The sequence below is a fragment of the Martinezella tropici genome (genome assembly GCF_003287875.1).
GTDB lineage: Bacteria > Pseudomonadota > Alphaproteobacteria > Rhizobiales > Rhizobiaceae > Rhizobium > Rhizobium tropici_C.
In genome coordinates this window covers 705171-731812 of record NZ_QMKK01000054.1, presented here as the reverse complement: position 1 = coordinate 731812, position 26642 = coordinate 705171, and the positions used below count along the sequence as shown (strand labels likewise).

Genomic DNA, 26642 nt, shown 5'->3' with positions numbered 1-26642 from the left:
CGATGGTTTGCGATAACGAGGATCCGTATTGGAGGGAGGAGACGCGTGACGGAGACATCCTTTGGACTTACCGCATCGGCGCTGGCAATGACGTCCATGCTTTCAAGTGCCGGCAACCCTTCTGCAAGGACATTCGTTTACGTTTCGGCAGCGACGGCCGGAGCGATCGACACTTACAGCATGGACGCGAAAACCGGGTCGCTTAAGCGAGTGTCGAGCTTCGATGCGGGCAAGATGGTCATGCCGATGACCGTCAGCGCCGATAAGAAACACCTCTATGCTGTCATCCGTTCGCAGCCATATCGCGTGCTGACGCTGGCGATCGATCCTGCCACCGGCAAACTCAGCCAGGAAGCCGTCGCCGCCTTGCCCGACAGCATGCCTTATGTCTCCACCGACCCGTCGGGCCGTTTACTGTTCACCGCGTCTTATGGCGGCAACAAGATCGCCGTACTGCCGATCGGCAGGGATGGGCTCGTGACCGATGGTATCAGGCAGATGATCCTGACCGGCCGCAACGCGCACTCCATCGTAAGCGACCGTACCGGCAGATATGTCTTTGCAACCAATCTCGGCTCCGATGTCGTGCTGCAATTCGTGCTCAATCCGGAGACCGGCATGCTGGAGGCGAACGATCCGCCCGAGATCGCGACAAAGCCGGGCTTCGGTCCGCGCCACATCATCGTCTCGCCGGATAACAAATCCGTCTACGTTCTGACCGAATTGACGGGCCACGTTATCCACTATGCTCTCGATACGGCCAAAGGCACGTTGAGCGAGGTCGAAAGCGTGAAATCCGTTCCTGATGATGCCGGGCTTTTTCCGGGCATTGCCCCGCCGGCCCCGGCAGCGTTCAACGCAACCGCGCCGGTTGCGGTTCAGGCCGATGACGGCAAGCCGAAGGTATGGGCTGCCGATATCGGTATCACGCCGAACGGAAAGTTCCTCTATACGACCGAGCGAACCACCAGCAGGATCGCGCTCTTCCAAGTGGCCGCAGGCGAGGGGAAGTTGACCTATGTCACGAATTACCCCACCGAGCGGCAGCCGCGCGGCATTCGCATCGATCCATCGGGCCGCTTCCTTGTCGCCTCCGGCGAGAAATCCGACAGGCTGTCGGTCTATGCCATCGATCAGGCAAGCGGCGTGCTCACGCCGGTCGGTCGATATCCGGTCAATGCTGGCGCCAACTGGATCGAGATCGTGACGTTGCCCTGAAGCGCAGCCCTATGCTGTAAATGCCAAGCGTCAGCTTCGTTATTCGGCCTTGGCGATCATCCCGGCAAGCAGGCTTTCCACCTCGGAAGAGGGAAGGGGCCGGGCAAACAGATAGCCCTGGAGAAGCTCGCATCCGGCCCCTTCGAGGAAGCGGGCCTGTTCTTCGGTCTCCACGCCTTCGGCCACGACTTCCAGTTCGAGGGTTCGGCCGAGCGACACGATGGCGGAGGTAATTGCCATATCGCCGGGCTTGGCCGGAATATCGGCAATGAACGACCTGTCGATCTTCAATCGGGACAGCGGAAAACGCCGGAGGGTGCTCAGGCTTGAATATCCGGTACCGAAATCGTCGATTGCGAGACTGACGCCCAGCGCCTTCAGTTCAAGCATGCGCTCTATCGCTCCCTCGACGTCGCGCATGATCAGGCTCTCCGTCAGTTCGAGCTCGAGCCATTGCGGATCGAGACCTGCCGCCTGCAGCGCCGACGCAACCTGGCTTGTCAGCGAGCTCTCCAGAAATTGCCGGGCCGACACATTAACACCGATACGCAGATCCGGCAGGCCGCGATCCCGCCATGCTCTGGCCTGCTGGCAGGCTTTGCGCAAAACGATTTCACCGAGCGGGACGATGAGCCCCGTTTCCTCGGCGAGCGGAATAAAAGCATCGGGAAGCAAGAAGCCCTCGGAAGGATGCTGCCACCGCACCAGCGCTTCGACGCCGATCACCCTGCCGCTGCGGATCTCCTTTTGCGGCTGGTAATGCAGCACGAATTCATCCCGTTCCACTGCGCGCCGCAGCTCTTCGATGCGGATCAGCTTGTTGCGGGCATCTTCCGCCATGGCCGGCGTGAACAGTCGAATGGAATTGCGTCCGGCTTCCTTGGCGCGATAGAGCGCCATATCGGCGCTTGCAAACAGGTCCGAGGCGGTCTCGCCATGCTCCATGGCGCATGCCACACCGATGCTGCAGCCGACGCGGATTTCGACACCGTCGATCGTCAGCGGCTTGGATATGTCCTTGAGAATGGCGGTGAGCCTCTCGTATACAGTGTCGGAGGATTCCTCCAGGACGATGATGAATTCATCGCCGCCGATCCTCGCAACGATGCCGCGGCGGCCGACTTGGGTCGATATGCGCTGTGCAACCGCCATCAGCAATTCGTCTCCGGCTGCATGACCGAGTGTATCGTTCACCAGCTTGAAGTTATCCAGGTCGACAAAGGCAACCGCCAGCGGCTTTTGCTTGCGCGAGGCTTTTTCCAGAAGAGCGCTGAGCTTGCGGTCGAGCAGCATGCGATTGGGCAGGCCGGTGAGGGCATCGTGCTCGGCCAGATAGGCAATGTGGGCGATGTCCCGATGGCGATCGATAGCGATCCCAATCGTCTGCGCTATGCCGGCGAGGAATTCCATGAGCCCGGCTTCGTCGCCGTCGATCTTTTCCGTTATCAGCGCCCCATGTCTGCCGCCATCCCGCGAGAAGATCGGAAATTCCTGAATGTCGCCGGCCAAGGATTCAGGTTGCTCGCTATCGAGAACAAAGTCGATCTGCCGGCCGTCGAGCAGCCGCTCGAGGAGGGATCGCGCATCCTTCAGAAGCTCGTCAAGATCGACGCCCCGCGCCACATCCTGCAGGAGCTTCGTTTGTGCGCTCATCAGTTCTTCGGCGCGTTTGCGAGCGGAGATATCGCGTGAGGCTCCGACGACACCGATGATGTTGCCGTTTCTGTCCCGCAACGGCACGCGCGACATCATCAGCCAGCCTTCGCCCTTGAGGCGCCGCTCTTCCACGCCGAGATCGGCTTCGCCCGTTTCCATGACCTGACGCTCGACTTCCTCGATCTTATGCGCGTCGGCCATCGGATGAATTTCGGCGTCCGTGAGGCCGATCAGTTCAGTGACATGTGTAAAGCCATTGTTGAGAACGATGGCCTGATTGGCAAAAAGGAAACGGCCGTCTCTATCCTTGGCGTAGATATAGTCGGGCACGTAATTGATCATCGCTTCGAGCCATTCGTAACGCTCGGTGAGCGATAGATGCTGAGCCTGGAGCAATTCAAGCAGCTCACGGACATGCCGGTCATCATCGTTCGCATCTGTATTCGCCGACTTCGACGATCTACCCGGCCGCTGTGTCATCAATGTTCTCTCACGTGGTGAACGGACAATAGAGGCAAGCAGTTATGTAACCATGAAAACGGATGGCCATTTTGGCCGTCATAAACGAAAGCGTAAAGGCATATTTATCGAAGTTTTAACCAGAAGAATCTCGTCAGCTGAGCATTCATGCGGCGGTGAAACATTGCCCGATCGAAGCCGTCCGGATCCGCGCTCAAGAGGGGCGGATTGGGAGGCGTCGCGCTGCATGGTGGGAGAAAATCACAATGCCAAGCAAGGGCCATAGCTTGGCGCTTGATGATCTAGCTAGAATTTCGTTCTTGTTGCCGCGCCGGATGCCGATCTTATTCAGCTTGACGTGTGTCGGTTCCTTGCGGAGCAGGGACGAAAGCCGCTAAAGCCGAGGCGGAGGAAATACAGGATTCGCAAGGATGAAAGACATGAACGTTCGCAAGGCTGCGGCGAATGGCAATCTCGTGCTTGCCGGCATGCTTCTGATGCTCATCGGCGATTTCATGTTTTCGCTGAACGATGCCATGGGCAAGTGGTTGGTTGCGAGTTTCTCCGTCGGGCAGATTCTGGTCATCCGCTCGTTCGGCTCGTTTATCGTCCTGGCACCCATGATTGCACGGCAGGGCAGCGACGCGCTCTTTCGCCTCGAGCAACCGCCGCTGCAGCTCTTGCGGGTGGCTATGACAACGCTCGATGTCGGCCTTTTCTACGCCGCCGTCGCCTATCTGCCGCTTGCCGATGTCATGACTTTCTATATGGCCGGTCCCATCTATGTCGCCGCCATCTCGCATTTCTTCCTGGATGAGAAGATCGGCTGGCGGCGCTGGCTGGCCGTTTTCGCCGGCTTCCTCGGGGTATTGATTGCCCTCAGACCTTCGGCGGCCATGTTTTCCTGGCCATCGCTTTTCGGCCTCGGCGGCAGTCTCGCATTCGCGATGACGCTTGTGCTCGGGCGGCGACTGCGGCAGACGAGCGATGCCACGCTCGTCGCCTGGCAGACGGTTGGCGCCCTTGCGGCCGGTCTGACGCTCAGCATCGGCAATTGGCGCGCGGCATCGGCACTCGATTTCGGCGCCATGCTGGCGCTCGGAGTCGTTGCCGGCAGCGCACACTTGATGATTACACGATCGTTGAAGCTTGCTCCGGCTTCGCTGCTGGCCCCGCTGCAGTACAGTCTTCTCCTTTGGGCGATCATACTGGGCTTTGTTTTCTTCGGCGATATTCCGGATGCTCAGATCATCATTGGATCTGTCGTCATCGTGCTCGCCGGGCTCTTCATTTTCCATCGGAAGAATCTGGTCGACACGATCCCGAAGGACGCGATAGCGCGGGATGGGCACTGAGGCCGATACGTCTCGCCATCTTGGTGATGTCTCAGCCATATGGCAGCGCGCCTGCCTCGGAAAGGCGCCGCAGGGATTTGTAGGGATCTGCCAGACAGAGGAGAGGGGAGGCTGGATCCAGCCACTAGGATTCGTGTCCATCCCCCGTTACGATAAACCGCGCGTCAACAAATCCGTGGCAGCCTATGGAAGCCAACGACTGGAACGGGGAATATGAGCCTGCTGTCGTCCCTGATGAGAAGAGTGCGGAGCCACCCCGATGTACCAGGCATCGATCGCCTCGATCCGTCATACGATGTGCACCATCTGAAAAAGGTTTTCGACCGCTGTTCCAAGGCCGCCAGGATCGGAGTGTGGGAGTGCAGCCTTCCGGATGAACGGCTCTCCTGGACGGACATGGTCTACGAACTGTTCGATCTTCAACCGGGAACACCCCTGGTCCGCGATGACATCGTCGCGCTCTATTCGCCGGATGCAGCCAGGGAGCTTGCGCGGCTTCGAAATGCAGCCATCGAACAGCGCGGCAGCTTCTCACTCGATGCCGAGATCGTCACCTGCAAAGGCAATCGACGCTGGATCAGGATCACGGCGACGGTCGAATGCGAGGATGACATTCCCGTCCGCATCTTTGGCCTGAAGCAGGACGTCACGGCAGAAGTCATGATGCTGCACGAGATTCGCCGCCGGGCAGACTTTGATCACCTGACCGGACTGCCTAACAGGTTCAGGTTTCATGAACGCCTCGACATGCTTTGCGGATTGGGATCGGCCACCAACACAGCTCTTCTGCTGATAGATCTCGATGGGTTTAAGCGCGTCAACGATACTCTGGGCCACCGAATGGGAGATACTTGCCTGGTAGAGGCAGCAAGGCGTCTGACCGGCGCAGCCGAGCACGCCGATCTGGTGGCAAGAATCGGAGGCGACGAGTTCGCCGTAATCTATACCGGAGCCTCCGTGGGGGATGTCGAGCATGCTGCCAGCCGTATTGCGCAGGAAATGCTGTGGGACGCTCGTGACGGAATCATCCTCGGCGCGTCCGTCGGTATCGCTTGGGCAGTGCCGGGAACGACGCCGGCCTCGCTCTACGAGGAGGCCGATAAGGCCATGTATCGGGCCAAGACCCAGGGTCGGGCTCGCCTTGTCCCTCAATGCTCAGCCATGGACGAGCCGCGGCCATTCAAATCCGCTGGATGACCTCAAGGCGTGTTCGGACACTTGGTATTCGCCTTTTGCAAGGGAGGCACGCGATTCTGGTGGTTCATTAGGCAGCGCTGATCACCTAAATTCCTGCCTTCCAAAACAAAGGACCAAGATGTCTGAACATTCACGACCGCTTGAATCGACAAGGCACTGCGTATCTGACCGCAAGACGAAAGGGACAAGCACTTATATAGCCGTAGCAATCATCGCTGTTCTCACATCCGCGATTTCAGCCCGACATGAAGCTCCCGCGCCATCGCAGAAACCCGTTGCGACATTGCTTCACGACGTCAACTGATCTGCCGGGACTTTGCCGCATATCGACATCGCCAGCGGTTGTGAATTATTGCTTGGACAATCTGTGATTGTATAACAGATAACATACATTATGGAACTGAACTTCCTGCCGCCGGATATCGACAGTCCATGCGCAAAGCATCTATAAAGCTTCAATAATCGGCTTACCGATCAACGCTGTCTGCACTCACCAGAAGCTTGTCGATCCGGCGACCGTCGAGGTCCACCACCTCGAAATGCCATCCGTCTTTTGCGAAGCTTTCGCCAACGTCTGGAAGATGGCGCAGTTCCTGCAGCACGAAGCCTGCGACGGTCTGATAGTCGCGATCGCCCTCGATCTTGAAATCCATGAAATCGGCGAATTCATCGATGGGCATCCATCCGGACACGAGATAGCTGCCATCATGACGGCGGACGATGGCCTGTTCGCCGCCGGCATCGGCTTCTTCCCGCACTGCTCCGAGAATGGCTTCGAGAATATCGCGCGAGGTAATGACGCCTTCGAAGTGGCCATATTCGTCGTAGACCAGTACCATGTGCGACGATGAGCCGCGCAGCGCCTTGACAACGTCAAGCGCGCCGGAAAGATCCGAGACGATCGGCACCTGCTTCGCCAACGCCGGAATATCGGCAGCGCCACCGGAGGCCAGCGCATCGAAGAAGTCACGCGTCGTCAAAACGCCGACGATCTCGTCGGAACTGTCCTTTCGCAACGGCAGCCGCGCCTTTTCAGTGCGGCGAAGCTGCTCGCGGATCTCATCGAAACTGTCTTCTATATCGATGACCTCTACATCGCGGCGCGGCGTCATCAGCGCCCTGGCAGTTCGGTCGGCCAATCGCATGACGCCCGAGATCATCGCCTGTTCTTCCGTCGCGATGACGCCGGCGCTCTGCGCTTCGGCCAGAACCGTCTTGATTTCTTCGTCGCTGACGCCGTCCGCGGCTTTGCCGGACTGACCGAGCGCGCGAAGGACCAGCCTCCCCGACATGTCGAGAAGCCAGACGAGCGGTGCTGCCGCACGAGAAAGGAACACCATGGCCGGGGCAACCTTGCTGGCAACGGCTTCAGGCGCCCGAAGTGCCACCTGCTTGGGCACCAGTTCTCCGATGATCAGTGATAGGTAGGTGATGGCGACGACAACGGAACCGACGCCGATGGTATCGGCAACCGCGGTCGATAGGCCCTGCGCGGCAAGCCATCCCGACAGCCGGGCGCCCAGGGTGGCGCCCGAAAAGGCGCCGGACAGGACACCGACGAGCGTAATGCCGATCTGTACCGTGGACAGAAAGCGGCCCGGCTCTTCGGAAAGCCTTATTGCCATTGCGGCGCCGCGGCTGCCTTGATCCGAAAGGACCTTAAGTCGGGCGGGCCGTGACGATACGATCGCCAGTTCCGACATGGCAAGCACGCCGTTGAGGAGGGTGAGAACGACAACGATCGAAATTTCAAGAAGCAAAGGCGGCCCTTTTTGGTTTCTTCGGAAAGATAGGTACCAGCGGCCGCGAAAGCCAGCATCCGATAGACATGATTTCCATTGCCACCTATCTTCGGCACTACCATCAAGAGCAATTCGCTGACCCTAGCGCATGGCCGGCAGGATATCCGCAGCAAGCTCCTCCATGACATCGCCGGGCGGCCTGCCCTGTGCGATGAGGTTGAAGGCGACGTGATGAATGCCGGCTTCGCGCATTGCCGATAGCGTCTCGATCAGGCCCCGCCTGCCGGTTCTGCCGCCGAGATTGACCTCCTCATACGGCGCGTCGGATTTGTCGAGCAGATCCAAAACCATCGATTGGCCGAAGCCGCGGAAATCGGTAGCGACTTTTGTCTGAGCATTATGCCAGAGCCCCAGCCGGTCTTTCTGAACCGATAGCGGGCGGTAGTAGGTCATCCAGGCCGTTGCATGCCTGGCGATCCATTCGAGGGATTGCGACGATGAGCCCACAGCCACCATCGGAACGGACGCTTGCTGCAGGTGGGGCCTTATGGCGAATTCTTCCCGCGGGCGACCGTCGTCGTCGATTATCTGCTGATCCGGGCTGAGAGCGGCGGCGAGACGCTCCCAATGCGATTGGAAGAGCGTCTTGCGGTTTTCGATATCTTTTCCGAACACGCTGTATTCGGTCGGCCTGTCTCCGGAGCCGAGACCGAGGATGAATCGTCCTTTCGAGAGGGATGCCATCGAAAGGGCGGCCTTGGCGATATGGAGCGGATGGCGCAGAGGCAGCACGATCGCGCCCGTTGCCAGGGCGATCCTGGATGTGGAGGCCGCCAGCGCCCCGAGGAAAACCCATGGATCGGCGTGACCGATCGGATCGGGATAGCTTTCGCTGTTGAGGGGAACGTCCCTCACCCACAAGGCATCGAAACCCAATACGTCCGCTTGAACGGCAACACCGAGCTGATCATCGAACCGCACGTCGGTAAGGGTTCTTTTCTGCGCCGGCAGGACAATGCCGAATGAAAGCCGATCTGGATGAAAAACCACGTTACGCCTGGATCCTATTGCCTCTGGCATGGAGATAAGGCGACCTACCCTCGGGAAAAAGGGCTTACGTCGAGCTGCGTGGAGTGATGTGATGTTCGCCTGGCATAATCCGCCCGAGGAAGGGGATCATGCGGCTTGCAAATAGCATTTCCGATGAGAGGCTGTGCCGGCAACTCAGGGCCTGCCTGAAACAGATCGCTGTCGAACTCAGGTGAGCTTTCCCGTCAGATGCAGAGCGCCGCCCGAGCCGATATCCAGAGCGAGGCGGTCGTAGCTTTCGATGCTCGGATGCCGCGTGAGCAATGGCGCCCGATGGGTGGCGCTGATGACGAGCACGGAAGCGCCTGAGGCCTCCGCTGCCTCTATGCCGGCAGGTGCATCCTCAAAAACAAGACAATCTTCAATGGGTTGCCCCAATATCCTTGCAGCCAGAATGAAGCAATCCGGCGCCGGCTTGCCATTGTGCACATCCTCCCCGGCAATCAGAACCGGTGGGCGGGGAATACCGGCCGCCTCAAGGCGAACTCTAGCCAACTCCCGCGGCGCGGAAGTGACGATCGCCCAGCGATCCGATGGCAGGTTTTTCAGAAAGGCGATGGCGCCCGCGATCGGCTCCACGCCGGCGACATCATCGATTTCGGCTTGTGTGAGTACCCTCACTTCTTCGGCAGGGTCGATCCCCGACAGGTTGAGCCGGGTGATCGTCTCGATCGCCTTGCGGCCGTGAACGGTCGCCAGAAGACTGACGGCGTCGATGCCGCGTTTTTCCGCCCATGCGGTCCAGACCCGTTCGGCGACCGCAATCGAATTCAGGACGGTTCCGTCCATGTCGAACAGGAAGGCGCCAAAGGAGCGGCCGTCGAAAGACATCAGGATCGATCCTCGGCTTTCTGATTGGATGACAGACGATCAAGAATGGCCTGCGCGGTATTGGCGTCCGTCACCAGCGCATTGATCATTCCCGACCGTGCCGCGCCGATGATGCCGCTTGCCTTGCCGGGGGTCGCCGCGACCGCAATACAGAGCGGCACCTTGCGCAATTGTTCGGGCGAGGCTGCGATCATGCCCTCCTCTCCATCCCAATGCAGGATTTCGCCGGTCTCGGTAACATAGTGGCGCAGCACGTCTCCGGCCGCGTGGCTCAAGGCCTTTTCTCCCGGCAACGCCGTTTCGGAAGGGTTTGCCGCATGTGTCAGTCCCACACCGACAATTGCCGCATCCAGCCTGTCCCAAAGGGAGGTCACCTGCTGCACGGTAGGGTCGCCCAGAATTGCGTCCCGGAGTTCGGCCGAGGAAATGTAGGGCGCATGCAGGAAATGCGGCACGCCTCCCATCTGGGCTGCCGCCTGGCGGACGAATTCGTTGATCTGAAAGTGCGGGGCTGCCTGCTGCATGCCGCCATTCAGCGCGACCGTGACGATACCGGGCAATTGCGGCAGGCCCGCCAATGTCACCTCGCGTACCGCCCTTCCCCAACCGATGCCGAGCGTCGAGCCGGAGCGCAGACCCGCCTGCTGCAGAAGCGAGCCGACCGGTGCGGAAAGCGCGCTCAATACGTTTGACGACGGCGTATCGATTACCGCGGCCGCGCGCAGCTTCAGGCCCTCGATCAGCGCAGCGCTCAGATCCTCGGCGGGCGAGAGATCGATCACTTCGATCCGGACGATCCCGACCGCCCGAGCCCGCTGCAGCAATCGGGAAACCGTCGCCGTTGATAGGCCGAGCTTCCTGGCGATATCCACCTGCGACATGTCGGACTGGTAGTGCAGTTTGGCGACCGTATGCAGCAAAGCGCGATTTGCCGCAGCCTCCTGCGATTGAGATGAATTCAGGTTGAAATTCCTTTCTGCAATGTGTTACACATGCGGCACTTGAGGGAGTTATCGCTCAAAACAGCCGGTTTCGCAACGTTTATACCGCGCATGGGAGCCCTCAATTTCAAGAGCATGCCTCTCTCGGGGAGTGGTGAAGGCGTGCTCGGACGGGTGCCGTTTTTTCAGCGGCTGGAGGAAGGATCATATGACGAAATTGACGACAGCGGAGATGCGCGGCTACCAGCAGATTTGCGGCAGCGATGGTGCCATGATGGTGATTGCCTGCGACCAGCGCGGCGGCATGCGCAGTCTCCTGGCCAAGGATCCGGCGGAACAGGCGGCCATCTCCGACCAGGTGCTGGGGAACACCAAGGCCGATATAGCCCGCTTCCTGGCAAGCAAGGCGTCCTGCGTGTTGGTCGATCCGATCTGCGCCGTGCCGGCGCTGGTCGACGAACGCGTCCTCCAGCGCGATACCGCGCTGCTGATCGGGCTCGACGCTTCCGGTTGGGATACCTCGCCGGAAGGCTATCGTCTGTCGAAATTGGTCCCCGGCATTTCGGCGCGCCGCGTGCGCCAGTTGGGGGCAACCGGCGGTAAGATCATGGTCTACCTGCGTTCGGATCGGGAAGCGGCGAATGTCCATAACATCCGGATTCTGAAGCAGTGCATCGAAGACTTCGCTCATGAAGATCTTCTGCTTGTCGTCGAATTCCTGACGTACAAATTCGATGACGAAGACGAGGCCGATTATAGAGCGAAGCTGCCGTCTCTGATCGTCGGCGGCAGCAAGATTTGCCTCGATCTCGGCGCGAAAGTCTTGAAGATCCCCTATCCTGGATCATCGGAAGCTTGTGCCGAGGTCACGCGTCTTGCGGGCGACGTGCCGTGGGCGGTGCTGTCGGCCGGTGTCGACCACGCAACCTTCCTCACCCAGGTTGAGGATGCCATGCGCAACGGCGCTTCCGGCGTCATCGCCGGCCGGTCGCTTTGGAAGGACTGCATCTCGCTCGACCGCACGGTAACGAAGGATCGACTGGAGACGATCGCGGTGCCGAGGCTTCGTGAAATCCAGGCCGTCATCGCGACACACTTCAAACGGGTTGGATCGGACGATTCTGACCAGAGGCAACGCGCCAATGGTTGATATTGCCATCGGCGTCGATATTGGCGGCACGAATATTCGTGCTGCCCTCGTCTCTGCCCAGGGCGAAATTCTTGGCAAGCTGTCGGAACGAACCCCGACCGATCCGACGCTGGCATTGGAGCGCGTCATCGCGATGGCGCGTGCGCTCGATGTTCCCGAAGTCCTGGGGGTCGGCGTCGGCATACCCGGACGGGTCGATATCGCCAGCCGTGAAATCCTGTCGGGTGGTATTCTCAATCTTGCCGGCCTCGACTTCGTGCCGCGGCTCGAGGCGGGACTTGGAAAGCCCGTCGTCATCGAGAATGATTGCAGCATGGCGCTGATCGCCGAAATGCGGATCGGCGGCGCCAAGGGCTTTCAAAATGTTGCGATGTTGACAATCGGAACGGGCATCGGCGGCGCTGTCGCCCATGCCGGGCGCATTTATCACGGGCATAGGGCCGCCGGGCAGCTCGGTCACATCTGCGTATCTCAGGATGGCCCACCCTGCCCCTGCGGCAGGCGCGGCTGCGTCGAGACCTTCAGTTCCGGAACGGCATTGCGCCGTCATATCGCCGAAGCAGGATTGTCTGTCGCGACGATCGGGGAAATTTTCAGCATGGCAGCCGAGGGGAATGGCGCGGCGGTGCGCGTCTTGCGCCAATGGGCCAATCCTCTGCGGGCGGCGCTCGACAACATCGCGGCGACGATGGATCCCGAAATCATCCTGCTTGGTGGCGGGCTCGGCTGCGACGCTGCGCGTGCGCTTGCAGACCTGCCGGCGACAGCGCCCTGGTTCTGCCCGCCAATATTGCCGGCGAAACTTGCCGACGATGCCGGCGTCATCGGCGCTGGCCTGTCGATTTTTACTGCCGATCCGTCGTCACGAGGAAAGCGGGTCGTCCTGGTCAACGGCGTGCCGGCCTCCGGTAAAAGCCGCCTTGCCAAGGCTTTGTCCGATCGAACCGGTTGGCCGGTCCTGTCCCTCGACGGCATCAAGAATCCGTTCCTGCAGCATATCGGACCGGTCGATCGCGACTTTAACCGGACTTTGGGAAAGGCGAGCTATCAAGCGATCTGGTCCGTCGTCGCCGAGGCGCCGGCCGGTTCGACCTTCATCATCGATGCCTGGTTCGGTTTTCAGCCGAAAGCGCAGCTCGAAAACTATATCGGTGCTGCGAAAGTCGGGGATGTCGCCGAGCTTTGGTGCAAGGTGCCGGGATTGGTTGCGGGCGAGCGTTATGCCAGTCGGCTGCACGATCGGTTGCCGGGCCATCCGGGTGCCGAATATGTGCCCGAGCTGATGGTACTTGCCGATCGTGCCGAGCCGATGGGCTGCGGTGCCGTGATGACGATCGACCAGACCAAAGAGCCGGACATGGACGCGATCCTAGCCTGGGTTCGGCGCGTGTTCGACCGCGAATGATATCGGTCGCCGCCCGGATGGACGGCTCGGCTGCGGAATAATGATGAACGCCGTGCGACGCTATGTCTCCCGGCGGATGATGATATTGCGGCCACTATTGAATTACTTAATTATATCAATTGGATAAAAGAAATTCCTTGCAGAAAAAAATTACTTGACGCGTCGCGGTAACCCACTGATTATCGCTGTGCCGAACAGGGGAGGTTCGGCTTCAAGAGGAGGAAAATTATGGAGCGCCGCTCATTTCTGAAGGCCTCGGCCGTGGCATCGCTCGCGACGGGTGTTGCAGCTGTTGCCGGCACCGCCAGGGCTGCAGACAAGAAATTTACGATTGCCCTTATTCCGGGGCTGACGACGGATGCTTTTTACATCACCATGCGCAAGGGCGCCGAGGCCGCGGCCAAGGCCATCGGCGCGACGCTTGTGTTTCAAGGTGGCCCCGATTTCAATCCGGTGACGCAGGTTCCGGTTCTTGACGCGGTGATCGCCAAGAAGCCAGACGCGATCCTCATCGCCCCGACCGACAAGGATCAGCTGATCCAGCCGCTCAAGAAGGCGGCGGATGCCGGTATCCCGGTCATCACCGTCGATACCTTCATCGGCACCGGCGTCTACCAGACCGGCAAGGGCGATGCCGATTTTCCGCTGTCCTACATCGCTTCCGACAACCTGCTCGGCGGTGCGATTGCCGCACGCGCGCTGGCGAAAGCCGTCGGCGAAAAGGGCAAGGTCTACGTTTCCAACGTGAAGCCCGGCATCTCGACTACGGATCAGCGCGAGCAGGGCTTCAAGGAGGAAATGAAGAAATATCCGAACATCACCGTTCTGGAGACGCAGTATAACGACGACGACGCCAACAAGGCGGCATCGCAGTTGCAGGCGGTCTTTGCCCGCAACTCCGATCTCGATGGTGTCTTCGGGGCCAATCTATTCTCCGCCCTCGGTGCCGCAAACGGCGTGCAGCAGGCCGGTCAGACGGGCAAGATCCGTGTGGTCGCCTTCGATGCGCCGACGTCGATCGTCGACAACATCAACTCCGGCCTTGTCGATCTGGCGATTGCACAGCATCCGGCTGAAATCGGCTATTTCGGCGTGATGGCAGCCTACGCCCACCTGACCGGCAATTCGATCCCGACGGCGATCGGCACCGGCTTCACGGTCATCGACAAATCGAACGTCACCGACAAGAACGTCGCGAAGTTCATCTACTCCGATTGATCCGGAGCTAGTCTGTGCCTCGCCACAGGGCGAGGCACATCATCCAACGATGATAGAGCGAACGGCGCCGTGATCTTCGCGCCTTCAACGCTTCAGTTTGGACAGTCAATGACAATCGACAATGCAGAGGTCCGCAAGGCGGATCACCACGTGGCGCCGCAGGCGGACCACGGCGACCAGGCAAAAACCATCCTAAATCGCATCGCGCAATTGCGCGCGTGGCTGTTTCTTGCCGGACTTATCGTGACTTTCGAAATCTGGGCACGGATCGATTTCGGCGGCACGTTCATCGGCTCGAGCTTCAACTGGCAGTCCGTCGCGATCTTCGCCGTAGCGCCGCTGCTGCTGGCGATCGGACAGACCTTCGTTATCATTTCCGGCGGCATCGATCTGTCGACCGGCTTCATCATGGGGCTTGCTGCCGTCGTTGCGGCGCATATCGCCAATATCGCCGGGCTCTACATGCCTCTGCCGATAGCGATGGTATTCGGTATTCTCGTTGCCATGCTCGCCGCCGCGGTCCCCGGCTTCATCAACGGTCTGCTGATTTCCCGTCTCAAAGTTCCGCCGTTTATCGGCACGCTTGGCATGTTCGGCGTGGCCCGGGGCACGGCCTTCCTGATTGCCGGCGGCACCACCGTGCCGGTCAAGAATTCCTATTTCGCCGAGCTCGGCAACGGGCGGCTCTACGGCGTGCCCTATCTCGTCATCGTCACGCTGGTCTTCGTGGTGATCATGCATTACCTGCTGAGCCAGACCCGCTTCGGCCAGCATAATTATGCCATCGGCGCCAATGCGCAGGCCGCGCGCCGCGCCGGCATCGACATCAAGTCCCATCTGCTGCGGCTCTATATCCTCTCTGCTGTCTGCGCAGGCCTGGGTGGTGCGCTTTATGCAGCTCGTTTCACCGCAGGCGCTGCCCAGGCCGGCGAACCCCTGCTGCTCGATAGCGTGGCCGCCGTCGTCATCGGTGGCGCGAGCCTGTTCGGCGGGTCCGGCACGATCATCGGCACCATTGCCGGTGCTCTCGTCATCGCCGTCATCCAGTATGGCCTCGTCTTCATGAACGTGGAGCCGTTCTGGCAGTTCATTGCCGTCGGCATCGTCATCATCATTTCGGTGCTCATCGACCAGGCACAGCGCCGGTTCAGCGGAGCGAAACAGGATGAATAGTGCAACTCCCCTCCTCGAGGTCCGCAATCTCTCGCGCTATTTCGGCGCGGTGCGTGCCCTCGACAATTGCTCCATGGTCGTTCGGCCCGGCGAAGTCGTGGCACTTGCCGGCGATAATGGTGCGGGCAAGACGACGATGATCAAGGCGATCTCCGGCGTCTACCCGCCGACTGCGGGCGAGATCCTGATCGAAGGCAAGCCGGTCACCTTCTCATCGCCGCAGGATGCGCGCGAGAAAGGCATCGAGACGATCTACCAGGATCTGGCGCTTGCCGACAATCTGACGATCGGCTCCAACATCTTCCTTGGGCGCGAACCGATGAAGAAGCTTTTTGGTTTCCTACCGGTTCTCGATCGGAAGGCCATGGCAGAAGCGGCGCGCAAGACCATGGCGGAGCTCGATTTCCATGTGAAGCGGCTCGATGCGCCGGTCAGCAACTTCTCCGGCGGTCAGCGTCAGGCGGTCGCGATCGGACGTGCGGTTTACTGGAATGCCCGCATTCTGGTCATGGACGAACCGACGGCCGCACTCGGTGTGCCCGAACAGCGCAAGGTCGTGGCCCTGATCAAATCGCTGAAGGCGCAGGGGCGCGGCGTCATCTTCATCTCGCATAATCTGCAGGATATTTTCGCGGTTTCCGACCGCATCGTCGTCTTGCGGCGCGGGATCGTGGCCGGCGAACGCAACATCGCCGACACCAATCACGAGGAAGTCGTCCGGCTCATGATCGGCGGCTAACTCGTCACCGAACCAAGCTTCGTTCAAAACAAGGTGATAGCGATGATGTGTCATCGCTATCACCTTGCTTGCGTAGGGGACCTTTGGCTTGATCGCTCGGCGCTGCTTGAGCTTTTCCGCGCGCCCAATATTGCCTCGCAATGAGATAGCGGTGTTCGTCAATCCATATGGCTGTTGCTGGTCATGCGCCGTGCTATGCGTGATGTCTATCTAATTCGATGACCAATATAGACTGGAAGAGCGTTCTGGCGAAGATTGCGGGAAACCGAGCGCACGTCTTGGAGGCAGGCAGGAATGAGCAAGACGGACAATATCGTATCCTTCACCGGAGCACCCCCGACGGTGAGCGATATTGCTGCAATCGCGCGACGCAACGCCAGGATCGCGATTTCTCAGGACGTCGAAGACAAGATCGCCGCCGCCCGCGCTATCGTTGAACGCTACCTGGCGGCCGACCGGCCTGTTTATGGTTTGACGACAGCGTTAGGCGCGGGCGTTGATACTCGCCTCGCCACGGATGACCTCATCGCCTTCCAATTGCGCGTGCCGCAGGCTCGTGCCGTAGGAGTTGGGTCGGCGCTTCCGCGCGAAGCCGTGAGGGCGATGATGGCCGCTCGCATTGCCGGCATGGCGGCTGGCGGCTCCGGCGTGTCGCTTCCGGTTTTCGCCGGCCTCGTTGAGGCGCTCAATGCGGGCTTTCATCCGGTCGTGCCATCGCTCGGTTCGATCGGTGCTGCCGATCTTGCGCCTCTGGCGCATATGGCACGAGCCTTGTTGGGCGATGGCGAGGCAGAAGTGGATGGCACGATCGTGCCGGCATTGGACGCTCTGTTGAAGGCTGGCCTGAAACCTCTGCCGATCGCGCCGAAGGACGGCCATGTCCTTGTCGTCGCCAACAGCCTGTCGGTCGGCAAGGCCTGCCTCTGCATCGAGGATATCGAGCGGCTGTTTGATTGGTCGCTTGCGGCTGTTGCCCTGAACTTCGAGGCTTTCCGGGCGAACGTCTCTGCCTTCGACGACCGGGCACTGGCGGCCAGGCCGGCCTTCGGCCAGCGCGAGACGGCGGCGAGACTGCGGGAGCTGCTTTCCGGAAGTTCTCTTTTGATCGAAGGTGCGGCGCGGCGTCTGCAGGATCCTTTGAGCTATCGCTGTGCTCCCCAGGTATGGGGCGCCCTCCTCCATGCGATCGGCGATGCGCGCGCCGCGACCGAGATCGAACTCGCAAGCTCCGGCGACAATCCTGTCGTGCTGGCCGACGAAGGGCTTATCCTGTCGCATGGCAATTTCGACATGACAGCCTTCGTTCTGGCCTGGGAGCGGCTCGGCCAGGCCATCGCCCATTGTGCGGCAGGGGCCGCCTATCGAACCATGAAGATCATGTCACCAGGCATGTCGGAACTGCCGCGGTTCCTGACGCCGCTTGGGCAGAGCAGAACGGGTTTTGCCACCGTGCAGAAAACGGTCTCGGCGCTCGAAGCCGAGATACGCCATCTGGCTATTCCGGTGTCGCTCACGCCGATCCCGGTTGCAGACGGTGTCGAGGATCAGGCATCGATGGCGCCGAGTGTCCTGACGAAGATAGAAGCCATGATCGAACGGCTGCGCTATCTCGTGGCCATCGAGCTTGTCGCATCCGCCCAGGGCGTTGATCTGCGCGGCATCGTGAGCGAGCTTGGCGGCGGGACGTTGCGCGCCTATCGCAAGGTGCGCGAACTGGTTCCTCCGCTGGAGGAGGATCGTGCGCAGGGGCCGGATTTTCAGAAGTTGTCGGAGTTCATTAAGAGCGCCGATGTGATGGAAACAGCTTCCTGATCGATATGGCGGCAAGGCGGTCCATGCCCGTTGCCTTGCTTTTCGCAGGTCGCCCATGCGGCTTGGATCATTCGTTAGACCGGCATGGCCGGTGCAAGGCCTGGAGAACGGTAATGCAGGAAATCTGGATCGACTATCTCAATGCCATCGACGCCAAGGCGCTGGCGCTTTCCAACGATGAAATTCTTGACGCCGTGACCAGTGCGCTCAATGCGCAAGGGCGCGGCGAGACCGTCATCGAGCCTCGCGTTCATCTCGTGCCCGAGAGTTCCGACAAGGGGCATTTCAACGTGCTGCGCGGTTATGTGAAGCCGCTCGGCTATGCCGGCGTCAAGGTGGTCGGCGATTTCGTCGACAATTACAAGCAGGGCCTGCCCTCGGAAATGGCGGTCCTCAATCTGTTCGATCCGCACACCGGCATGCCGCGAGCCATCATCGATGCGACCGCGATCACCGACATGCGCACGGGCGCCGTCACCGCCATTGGCGCGCGCCATCTTGCCCGCAAGGACAGCAGGATTCTCGGCCATATCGGCGCGCGGGGCACCTCTTATTGGAACGTGCGGCTGCTCGATCACATCTTCGATTTCGACGAGATCCGCGTGCATTCGCGCCGTCCGGAAAGCCGCGATGCCTTCGCCGCACGGCTGGAAAAGGATCTCGGTAAGAAGATCATCGTGACGGACAATTGGGAGGATTGTCTGAAAGGCGCCGATATCATGATCGAGGCGAGCCGCCTGCCGGAGCCGACGCCGCTCTTCAAGACTGCTTGGGTCAAGAAAGGCGCTTTCGTCGTGCCTTATGGCACGATGAGCGCGCTCGAATTCGACCTGACCGATATCATGGACAAGGTCGTGGTCGATGACTGGGGGCAATGCGGCCCTGGTCGCCCCTTCGGCGCGCTGCGCCGTCATGTCGACGAGGGCAAAGTGACAGCCGACACGCTGCATGCGGAGATCGGCCAGATCGTTTGCGGCGCCAAGCCGGGCCGCGAAAGCGATGACGAGACCATTCTTTTCTGGCATCGCGGGCTCAGCACGACCGATGTCGCGCTTGGCGCGGCGATGGTCGAAAAAGCAAAGCGCATGAATCTCGGCCAACGCCTTCGATTTGCGTGACGAGCATGACGATGTCTCTCACCCCTGCCCCCGTCATTGCCTGCTCGCGAATGTACAATCTGAGCCCGAAAATATCGGAGCTTTGGGACCGCCTCTTTCATTGGCTGGCGGATCGATCTGATGTCAGGCTCGAGGTCATCGCCCACGCCGCACCGGCGCCGCTTTCCGAGCTATGGGCGCGCCCGGATATGGGCGCCGTCTTCATGTGCGGCTTTCCGTTCTCCAGGCTTGCGAAAGCGGAGCGTCCGCTGCCGCTTGTAGCGCCTGTTTCGCTGGCGGATTGGGCAAACGGCCAGCCGGTCTATGCCAGTCACGTCGTCGCCGCGCGCGACAGGCCGTTTGCAGGGGCCGATCTTGTGACCGCGCGCTGGGGCTGGACGGTGCGGGACTCGCAGTCGGGCTACAATGCGCCACGCGAATTCTTTACGGCACTTGCCGGCGGACGGCCGGCGAGCGAGACTTTCGGTCCGCTCCTCAATCCGCGTGGCGTGATCGAGGCAATCCGCTCAGGCGTCGTCGATGTCGGCGCGATCGATGCCTATGCCTACCAGCTTCTGGAAATGCATGAGCCAGACATGATCGCATCGTTGCGGGTCATCGCCACGACAAAGCCCGCGCCCTTCCCTCTGCTGGTTGCCTCCCGACAACAAACGTCCGAAATCACTGCTGCGCTTCGTGCTGCTCTGCTCGGCGCACACCGGGACCCGGAAGGGCGCGATATCCTTGCGTCACTCGGCCTGGCTGCGTTCGTGGAACCGGATATTGCCGCGTATGAGCAGCTGCCTGCGCGAGCGCGCTCTGTCGATGAAGCTCTCGAGGCTTGGTAAAGTTCGAAGGAACTTCCGCCGCTTTTGCTGAGTCAGCAAAATGAAGCGGTCAAGAGGCGGCGCATTCCGTGCCGTTGGCTTGCCTCAACAATTTGCCGGCAGCGACGCGAAGGCATTCCTCGAACGCGGTCAGATCCAGAAAAAGCTGATCCGCCGCGACCTGGCGCGTTATGATGATGCCGTCACGTGCTGCAACGCCGCCGTCGAGCATCAGATTGTCGGCCATGTCGAAGTTTTCCAGCGCCATTCCGTCGGGACCGCGATGGCGTCCGTCCGGACCGAGACGAACGTCGCCATTGTAAAGTCCGCTCACACGCTCGAAATGGTTTTCGGTGCAGTTCGAAAAGGCGAATGCCGGGCAGCCGCGTGCGCACATGAAGCCGAGCTCGAAGGCTGTGCCGACATCCGCGGCGATACCGCGAAACGGCGTCAGGTTGGCGATGATGAGATCGGCGCTCGACATCAGCGTCTCGTTGATCGCGCTGATGGCAAGACCTCGCTCCCGGCGTGTCTCCGTCTCCGGCGCTACCAGATCACCGGGCGAAACGGGGATAAATCCGTAGCTGCGAGCCAATGCGATCTTGCGATCGAGGATTTCCCTTGCATTGGGAAGAAAGACTTCGGGGCCTGCCAGATATGCTCTCAATAGCTTTGCCTCTCGATATTGCACTGCGGGAATTGCGGAACCATATGAAGCCTATGGCCGATTCAAGCCTCTTCTGCCATAGCCTGAAACATAATCTACGAAATCGCGAAATAGAGGCGATTGCCGTTTCCCGGCCGCTGGCGAGGCGCGTATAGTCACGCTCAGTATCGAATGGCGTCGAAGGCCCATGGCAGCTAACGGAATTTGTGGGGTATAAGGAAATGCAATCTTCCATCGAGGCAATTGCCGAAGCACCATATGACGATCGCGGCAACTGGCCGACAAAGCAAAGCAAGATTCTCGATTGGCTGATGAACGATGTCCGCGACCAGCGTTTCATCGACAACATTCTCGTCGAACTCTGCGAAAAGATGCGCGCGGTTGGGATTCCGGTGGCAAGAGCGACCATGCATTTCCGGACGCTGCATCCGCAATGGCTCGGCGCGCGAATCCTCTGGCGCACCGGAATGAAGGAAGCCGATATCGCAACCTTCAGCTATGGGGTGGAGAACACGCCGCAGTTTCTGGCAAGTCCCATCAACGAGATTTTCAACGGCGCGGCCGAAGTTCGGCAGAATCTGGAGGTCTCCGGCAAGGATCAGCTGACCTATCCGCTGTACAAGGAAATGTATGACGAAGGGCTGACCGACTATATTGCCTGGCCGATCTACCACACGCTCGGCAAGCGGCACATTGCCACCTTCGCCTCGGATGCGCCCGGCGGCTTCACCGAGCAGCACATGACTTTCCTGAAGGATTTGCTGCCGGCCCTGACGATGGTGACCGAGATCCGGCTGAAGAACATCATGGCCCGCACGCTGTTGCGCACCTATGTCGGGCCGCATGCGAGCGAGAAGATCCTTGCGGGTGCGACGACGCGCGGCAGCGGCACCACGGTCGGCGCGGCCATTCTCATCTGCGACCTGAGAGATTTCACCACCATTTCCGATATGTGGCCACGGGACGACGTCATCGAGCTGCTCAACGGCTATTTCGATGCCATGGTCGAGCCGATTGAGAAGCATGGCGGTGAGATTCTCAAATTCATGGGTGATGGATTGCTCGCGATCTTTCCATTGAGCGATCCCAATGCATGTCACAATCTTCTTCTTGCCATCAGCGAGGCGCAGGCGGCCGTAGAAGCACTCAACGAAGAAAACCGCAAGCATGGCCGCGAAATACTGCGCTATGGCGTCGGGGTGCATGTCGGCGACGTCATGTACGGCAATATCGGCTCCCGCACCCGTCTCGATTTCACCGTCATCGGGCCGGCCGTCAACATTGCCTCGCGGCTGGAATCGTTGACCAAGGAGGTCAAGCGACCGGTACTGCTGTCGAAGGCATTCGTCGATATGGCCGCATGTCAGCGCGATATGGAAAGCCTCGGCTCCTTCCCTCTCAAGGGTCTCGGCGAACCGGTGGATGTCTACGCCTTCGCGGCAAGGGAGAAGCTGCCGCAATCGGGCTGATCAGCGAAGGCAAATCCGCTGGCCGGACGGCGATTTGATACGGCGCGACTCAGTCGGTTGCAAAACGTGAAATGGTCCGGGGGTGCCGCTGCGGATCCAGTTCCCTATATTGTGAAGTGGATCATGACGATAGCCGCCTTATTTTGGGGATCGTTCTGCGCGTACGTACGTTTAGTAAGGGTTGATTCTATCGGCTCGACCACGAGGGTGCCTGCCACCCATAATACTCTGACAAGGAGAAAACAGATGAGAAAAATTTTGACCCTGGCGTTTTCAGCAGCATCTTTGATCGTTGCAGGCGCGGCGGTGGCACGGGCGGCGGATATGCCGACGACCTATCGCGAAGAAGAACCCGATCAGCGCAACGGCGTGAAAATCGGCTATCTCGAATGCGAGATCGGCGGCGGTGTCGGCTATGTGCTCGGCTCGGCTAAGGAGGTGGATTGCACCTTCCATTCGACGGTCGGACGCGAGCGCATCGACCATTATACCGGTGCGATCAGGAAGATGGGTGTAGATCTCGGCTTTACGACCCGCAGCCGGCTTGTCTGGTTGGTCTTCGCGCCGACAGCCGGCTATCATCATGGTTCTCTGAGCGGCCTCTATCAGGGCGCTACCGTTGAAGCGACGGTCGGTGCCGGCGTCGGCACGAATATTCTCGTTGGCGGCACCTCCGGCTCGATCCATCTTCAAACCGTAAGCGTGACGGGTCAGCTCGGCTTGAACCTTGCTGCGACCGGTACGTCGGTTACGCTGACTTCGGCCGAGTAAGGCTTTCGGTCACAGTCGTATCGCGTGATATGGCCGCTCCCGCATGGTGCTGGAGCGGCCATTCTTTCATGCGGACGCCGCGCTAGCGCGGGGCCATAGCTAAAACAATTCCAGGAAAAGTGCGTAGCGGTTTTGCCTCCGCAATTGCGGAAAACAAGAGGACGGAGCCTTTTCGCGATTCGAAGAAAAGCGGAAATGCTCTATGCAAAACCGAGTGATTCATTGGAGCCAGGTTCATGACCGATACCGTCACCGATCGTTTTCTTCGTTACGTTGTCATCGATACGCAATCGGACCCGACCTCGAGCGCGCAGCCTTCCACCGAAAAGCAGAAAAATCTTGGCCGCGTCCTCGTCGATGAGTTGCTGGCGATCGGCCTTGCCGACGCACATCTCGACGAGCATGGCTATGTCTATGCGACCATTCCATCGAATGTCGATAAGCCTGTTCCCGTGATCTGCTTCTGCTCCCACATGGACACGGCGCCGGATTTCACCGGCACGAATGTCAAGCCGCAGGTCCTCAAGAACTACGACGGCGGCGATATCCGCCTGCCCGGCGATCCGCAACAGGTCATCCTTGTCGGCGAGCACCCTACTCTGCGCGACCAGGTCGGCAATGACATCATCACCTCGGATGGTACGACGCTGCTCGGCGCCGATGACAAGGCGGGCCTCGCCGAGATCGTGGCAGCCGCGCAATATCTCGTCGACAATCCGGATATCCGTCACGGCACCATCAAGCTTCTGTTCACGACCGATGAGGAGATCGGGCGCGGCGTCGACAAGGTCGATCTGAAGAAGCTGGGGGCACAATTCGCCTATACGGTCGACGGCGAAACGGCAGGCCACATAGAAGACGAGACTTTTTCGGCCGATAGCGTCGAGATCGTCATTCAGGGCGTTGCCATTCATCCGGGCTTCGCCAAAGGAAAGATGGAGAACGCCATCAAGATCGCCGGCGCGATCATCGACAGGCTGCCGAAAGACATTGCGCCTGAAACGACTGAGGGCCGCGAGGGTTTCATTCATCCCACCGGCGTCAGCGGTTCGATGGAGAAGGCAGCACTCGGTTTCATCATCCGCGATTTCGACGAGGCGGGTCTTGCGGTCAAGGAGAAGATGCTCGAGCAGATCGTCAAGGACGTGATGACCGCTTACCCCGGCTCCTCGCATACATTTACCGTCAGGCATCAATACCGCAACATGAAGGCGATCCTCGATCGCCATCCACAGATCGTCGAGAATGCCATCCAAGCCATAAGACGGGCCGGCATGACGCCGGTTCGTGGCAGCATTCGCGGCGGTACGGACGGTTCCAGGCTCTCGTTCATGGGCCTGCCCTGCGCCAACATATTTGCTGGCGGACACGCCTTCCATTCGCCGTTGGAATGGGTCAGCCGCCAGGATATGGAAAGAGCGGTGAAGACGCTCGTTGAATTGGCGAAGATCTGGGCGGAACGCGCCTAAGCGTTTCCAAGAACAGGTTTTTCCAATCTACCAATCTATGCGAGCGACGGTATCGAGCGCCTCGCGACCCCGTCGCAGCATTACGCTGGGCGCATCCACCGCCCTCGTCAATATATGGCGGGCACCGGCCAGCGGGTGAAAGCCAGCCCTCTCCTCCACTATCGGAGGCGGATCGTCGTCCCTGACCAGGGACGGCTTCGCCTCGGCATATTGCGGATATCCCGAAATCAACGGATCGCGTGTTTCGCATTGTGGCAGGCAACGATCGAAACGCTCGACGTCACCGGATGCCGCGACGCTCGTCTTAGCGGCATCGGTCCGCGAGGCAACCTTCTTTGCCGAAGCACTGCTTTTCGCAGCGGCGAGAGGCGATGGCTTTGGAATCGGCACCGACGTTACCGGTTGGGTAGGGCTCGCATCCACCACGACCTGCAACCCATTCGTTGCGACATGGTCCAGCAGCCCGCCGTTGCCGATCGTAATTCGACCGCTATCATCGATAATGCGCATGGCGCGTTCGGTCGGAGCCGTCTGAACAATCATGTAGAGAGCACCGACGACCGTGCCGCAAACGGCAAGTCTGGAACTCAGCCGCCGGGTCGTCTCGCTTTGGCCGTTCCACCATCTCGTAGGCTGCGTATCCATCGATCGCTCCTTAGGACAAGATCTCGCTTGCCCATTTTGACGGGAACTGTGGCGCAGCTTTTACCGAAACATGGCTAATTGCAGACCTTTTGCAAAAAAATGTTGATGGAGGTCCTGGTTCGGGAGGGATGACCGGCAAGTCACGGGCGCCTCTTTCTGAACTTTGATCCAGGCGAATCACTGACCTTTTCCCAAGAACATGATTCGCGGAGTATGAAGCTCGTATTTCCGTTGATGCTATCCGGTTTCGGTGGCCGTTCAATACATTTTTCGTTAACCATGTTTTTCAAAAATACAAATCATATTCCGGTAATTGTTCAATAAAATTAAACTATACTCGAGCGGTATTCTTTCGATACTGTAGCGATCTCGTTCGCCTTTTTCCTCCTCATTGCCAGCAAAGCAGATATGTGATTACTTTATTATATTCTGATGTTTTTGCAGGCTGTGTTGAGGGGGAATACGAATGCAGAGAGTGCTGTGCGGTGCTGTCCTTGCTGCCATCTCAATGATCGCAGCAGCACCGCCCACAATGGCTGCCACGGCGACGGCCAATATGACAGTCCGCATTACCATTCAGGCACAGTGCCTGATCCAGAGCGCCAACGATCTTGATTTCGGCACCAACGGCGTCATCGCGGCCAATATCGATCAGGCCACCACCATCGGCGTTCAGTGCACATCGGGGCAAACCTACAATATCGGCTTGAGTGCCGGCGCGGGCAGCGGAGCGACGACGGCTGTCCGTGTGATGACCGGGCCGAGCAACGCAACGATCAACTACGGCATTTATCGCGACGCTGCCCGCACGCAGACATGGGGCATAACCATAGGCACAGATACCGTCACGGGTACAGGCAACGGCGCGGTGCAGAACATAAACGTCTACGGCAGGGTGCCACCGCAAACCACACCGGCTGCCGGCGTCTATACGGATACTGTGGCGGTTACCGTCACCTACTGAAAACCCATCGATCGAGGAGGCTGTCATGCAACGCATGTTGCCATGCATTGCTGCGTCTATGCTTTTTTGCCTCAGTGCTGACGCCATCAACGCGGCTTCTCTGCGCGTCGCACCCACAAGTCTCGAACTCGTCGCGCCAGCCAGCGCAGCCGTTTTGAACCTCGGCAATGACGGCGATCATCCCATCAATGTTCAGATACGCGTTTTCAGATGGAGCCAGGCCGACGGGATAGAGCGCCTGGAACCGACGAGGGATGTTGTCGCCAGCCCTCCTTCGACGAGAATGAACCCCAACGGGCAGTATGTCGTCCGAGTGATCCGTACCAGCAAGGCGCCAGTCAGAGCCGAAGAGACCTATCGCGTCATCGTCGACGAATTGCCCGACGCGTCACGGGCACGGGCCGGCACGGTTACGCTCATCATGCGTCAATCCATTCCCGTCTTTTTCAAGCAAGCCGATGTAAAGGCGCCCGATGTCTCCTGGAGCGTCGCCCGTCAAGGCAGCGGTCTCTTTCTGGTCGGCAAGAACAATGGTGCCAGCCGCTTCCGTTTGTCGAACCTCACCCTGGCGCAAGGAGGGACGAAGATCAGCGGCCGCAACGGGCTGGTCGGATATGTGCTCGGCGGCGCGACGATGCAATGGCCGATCGGGGCTGCGAAGTCCCTTTCCGGCAGTACGGTAACGCTACATGGCCAGAGCGATCTTGGGCCGTTCGATGCAAAAGTCGCCGTTAATCAACGGTAGCGC

Annotated in this window: 23 protein-coding genes; 16 read left to right on the top strand and 7 right to left on the bottom strand. The window is 59.6% G+C overall.

Annotated elements, in window-relative coordinates:
- Positions 1-45 precede the first annotated feature (45 nt).
- Positions 46-1218, top strand: coding sequence for a lactonase family protein (locus DQ393_RS28685; RefSeq protein ID WP_112345054.1), 1173 nt, complete (start codon positions 46-48; stop codon positions 1216-1218).
- 39 nt (positions 1219-1257) lie between these two features.
- On the opposite strand, the gene DQ393_RS28680 is transcribed toward DQ393_RS28685, so the two are convergent.
- A complete protein-coding gene (locus DQ393_RS28680) occupies positions 1258-3216 on the bottom strand; it encodes a putative bifunctional diguanylate cyclase/phosphodiesterase (protein WP_432422043.1) in 1959 nt (652 codons plus the stop codon).
- 557 nt (positions 3217-3773) lie between these two features.
- On the opposite strand from DQ393_RS28680, the gene DQ393_RS28675 reads away from it, so the two are divergent.
- Together DQ393_RS28675 and DQ393_RS28670 are read left to right on the top strand one after the other, a co-directional pair.
- A complete protein-coding gene (locus DQ393_RS28675; RefSeq protein WP_112345222.1) occupies positions 3774-4688 on the top strand; it encodes a DMT family transporter in 915 nt (304 codons plus the stop codon).
- 213 nt (positions 4689-4901) lie between these two features.
- Positions 4902-5885 carry a GGDEF domain-containing protein gene (locus DQ393_RS28670; RefSeq protein ID WP_245430478.1) on the top strand — a complete coding sequence of 328 codons (984 nt, stop codon included), beginning with the start codon at positions 4902-4904 and terminating at the stop codon, positions 5883-5885.
- A 467-nt stretch (positions 5886-6352) separates the two neighbouring features.
- Here DQ393_RS28670 and DQ393_RS28665 read toward each other — a convergent pair whose 3' ends face one another.
- From DQ393_RS28665 to DQ393_RS28650, 4 genes are all read right to left on the bottom strand, one after another.
- Entirely contained in the window at positions 6353-7645 is a 1293-nt protein-coding gene (locus DQ393_RS28665; RefSeq protein ID WP_112345052.1) for a hemolysin family protein, read from the bottom strand.
- A 123-nt stretch (positions 7646-7768) separates the two neighbouring features.
- Entirely contained in the window at positions 7769-8677 is a 909-nt protein-coding gene (locus DQ393_RS28660; RefSeq protein ID WP_210209437.1) for a TIGR03571 family LLM class oxidoreductase, read from the bottom strand.
- Positions 8678-8884: 207 nt separating this feature from the next.
- Positions 8885-9547, bottom strand: a complete 663-nt coding sequence (locus DQ393_RS28655; RefSeq protein WP_112345050.1) for an HAD-IA family hydrolase — start codon at positions 9545-9547, stop codon at positions 8885-8887.
- Positions 9547-10467 (bottom strand): sugar-binding transcriptional regulator, encoded by a 921-nt coding sequence (locus DQ393_RS28650; protein ID WP_112345049.1) that lies wholly within the window; start codon positions 10465-10467, stop codon positions 9547-9549. The genes DQ393_RS28655 and DQ393_RS28650 overlap by 1 nt, the downstream gene beginning before the upstream one ends.
- A gap of 229 nt (positions 10468-10696) precedes the next feature.
- On the opposite strand from DQ393_RS28650, the gene DQ393_RS28645 reads away from it, so the two are divergent.
- The 8 genes from DQ393_RS28645 (at position 10697) to DQ393_RS28610 (ending at position 19930) form a co-directional block, all read left to right on the top strand.
- On the top strand, positions 10697-11638 hold the full coding sequence (locus DQ393_RS28645; RefSeq protein WP_112345048.1) for a tagatose-bisphosphate aldolase: 942 nt from the start codon (positions 10697-10699) through the stop codon (positions 11636-11638).
- Positions 11631-13043 (top strand): ROK family protein, encoded by a 1413-nt coding sequence (locus DQ393_RS28640; protein WP_112345047.1) that lies wholly within the window; start codon positions 11631-11633, stop codon positions 13041-13043. The genes DQ393_RS28645 and DQ393_RS28640 overlap by 8 nt, the downstream gene beginning before the upstream one ends.
- Before the next feature lie 228 nt (positions 13044-13271).
- Positions 13272-14261 carry an ABC transporter substrate-binding protein gene (locus DQ393_RS28635; RefSeq protein WP_112345046.1) on the top strand — a complete coding sequence of 330 codons (990 nt, stop codon included), beginning with the start codon at positions 13272-13274 and terminating at the stop codon, positions 14259-14261.
- A gap of 108 nt (positions 14262-14369) precedes the next feature.
- A complete protein-coding gene (locus DQ393_RS28630; RefSeq protein WP_112345045.1) occupies positions 14370-15434 on the top strand; it encodes an ABC transporter permease subunit in 1065 nt (354 codons plus the stop codon).
- Complete coding sequence (locus DQ393_RS28625; RefSeq protein ID WP_015343065.1) at positions 15427-16173, top strand: ATP-binding cassette domain-containing protein; 747 nt, start codon at positions 15427-15429, stop codon at positions 16171-16173. The genes DQ393_RS28630 and DQ393_RS28625 overlap by 8 nt, the downstream gene beginning before the upstream one ends.
- Before the next feature lie 294 nt (positions 16174-16467).
- Complete coding sequence (locus DQ393_RS28620) at positions 16468-17985, top strand: HAL/PAL/TAL family ammonia-lyase (protein WP_112345044.1); 1518 nt, start codon at positions 16468-16470, stop codon at positions 17983-17985.
- A 113-nt stretch (positions 17986-18098) separates the two neighbouring features.
- Complete coding sequence (locus tag DQ393_RS28615) at positions 18099-19103, top strand: ornithine cyclodeaminase family protein (RefSeq protein ID WP_112345043.1); 1005 nt, start codon at positions 18099-18101, stop codon at positions 19101-19103.
- Between the two features lie 50 nt (positions 19104-19153).
- Positions 19154-19930, top strand: coding sequence for a phosphate/phosphite/phosphonate ABC transporter substrate-binding protein (locus DQ393_RS28610; protein ID WP_112345042.1), 777 nt, complete (start codon positions 19154-19156; stop codon positions 19928-19930).
- A gap of 49 nt (positions 19931-19979) precedes the next feature.
- Here the strand turns inward: DQ393_RS28610 and DQ393_RS28605 are convergent, their stop codons facing one another.
- The gene (locus DQ393_RS28605; RefSeq protein WP_112345041.1) at positions 19980-20576 is read right to left on the bottom strand and encodes a nucleoside 2-deoxyribosyltransferase; all 597 of its coding nucleotides are present in this window, start codon (positions 20574-20576) and stop codon (positions 19980-19982) included.
- 221 nt (positions 20577-20797) lie between these two features.
- On the opposite strand from DQ393_RS28605, the gene DQ393_RS28600 reads away from it, so the two are divergent.
- The 3 genes from DQ393_RS28600 (at position 20798) to pepT (ending at position 24285) form a co-directional block, all read left to right on the top strand.
- Positions 20798-22045 (top strand): adenylate/guanylate cyclase domain-containing protein, encoded by a 1248-nt coding sequence (locus tag DQ393_RS28600; RefSeq protein WP_112345040.1) that lies wholly within the window; start codon positions 20798-20800, stop codon positions 22043-22045.
- A 246-nt stretch (positions 22046-22291) separates the two neighbouring features.
- Positions 22292-22816, top strand: a complete 525-nt coding sequence (locus DQ393_RS28595) for a DUF992 domain-containing protein (RefSeq protein ID WP_112345039.1) — start codon at positions 22292-22294, stop codon at positions 22814-22816.
- A gap of 236 nt (positions 22817-23052) precedes the next feature.
- On the top strand, positions 23053-24285 hold the full coding sequence (gene pepT, locus DQ393_RS28590; protein ID WP_112345038.1) for a peptidase T: 1233 nt from the start codon (positions 23053-23055) through the stop codon (positions 24283-24285).
- 27 nt (positions 24286-24312) lie between these two features.
- Here pepT and DQ393_RS28585 read toward each other — a convergent pair whose 3' ends face one another.
- Entirely contained in the window at positions 24313-24930 is a 618-nt protein-coding gene (locus tag DQ393_RS28585) for a hypothetical protein (RefSeq protein ID WP_112345037.1), read from the bottom strand.
- 466 nt (positions 24931-25396) lie between these two features.
- Here DQ393_RS28585 and DQ393_RS28580 point away from each other — a divergent pair, with 466 nt between their 5' ends.
- Entirely contained in the window at positions 25397-25894 is a 498-nt protein-coding gene (locus tag DQ393_RS28580; protein ID WP_112345036.1) for a Csu type fimbrial protein, read from the top strand.
- A 25-nt stretch (positions 25895-25919) separates the two neighbouring features.
- Positions 25920-26639 carry a fimbrial biogenesis chaperone gene (locus tag DQ393_RS28575; protein ID WP_112345035.1) on the top strand — a complete coding sequence of 240 codons (720 nt, stop codon included), beginning with the start codon at positions 25920-25922 and terminating at the stop codon, positions 26637-26639.
- Positions 26640-26642: the final 3 nt, after the last annotated feature.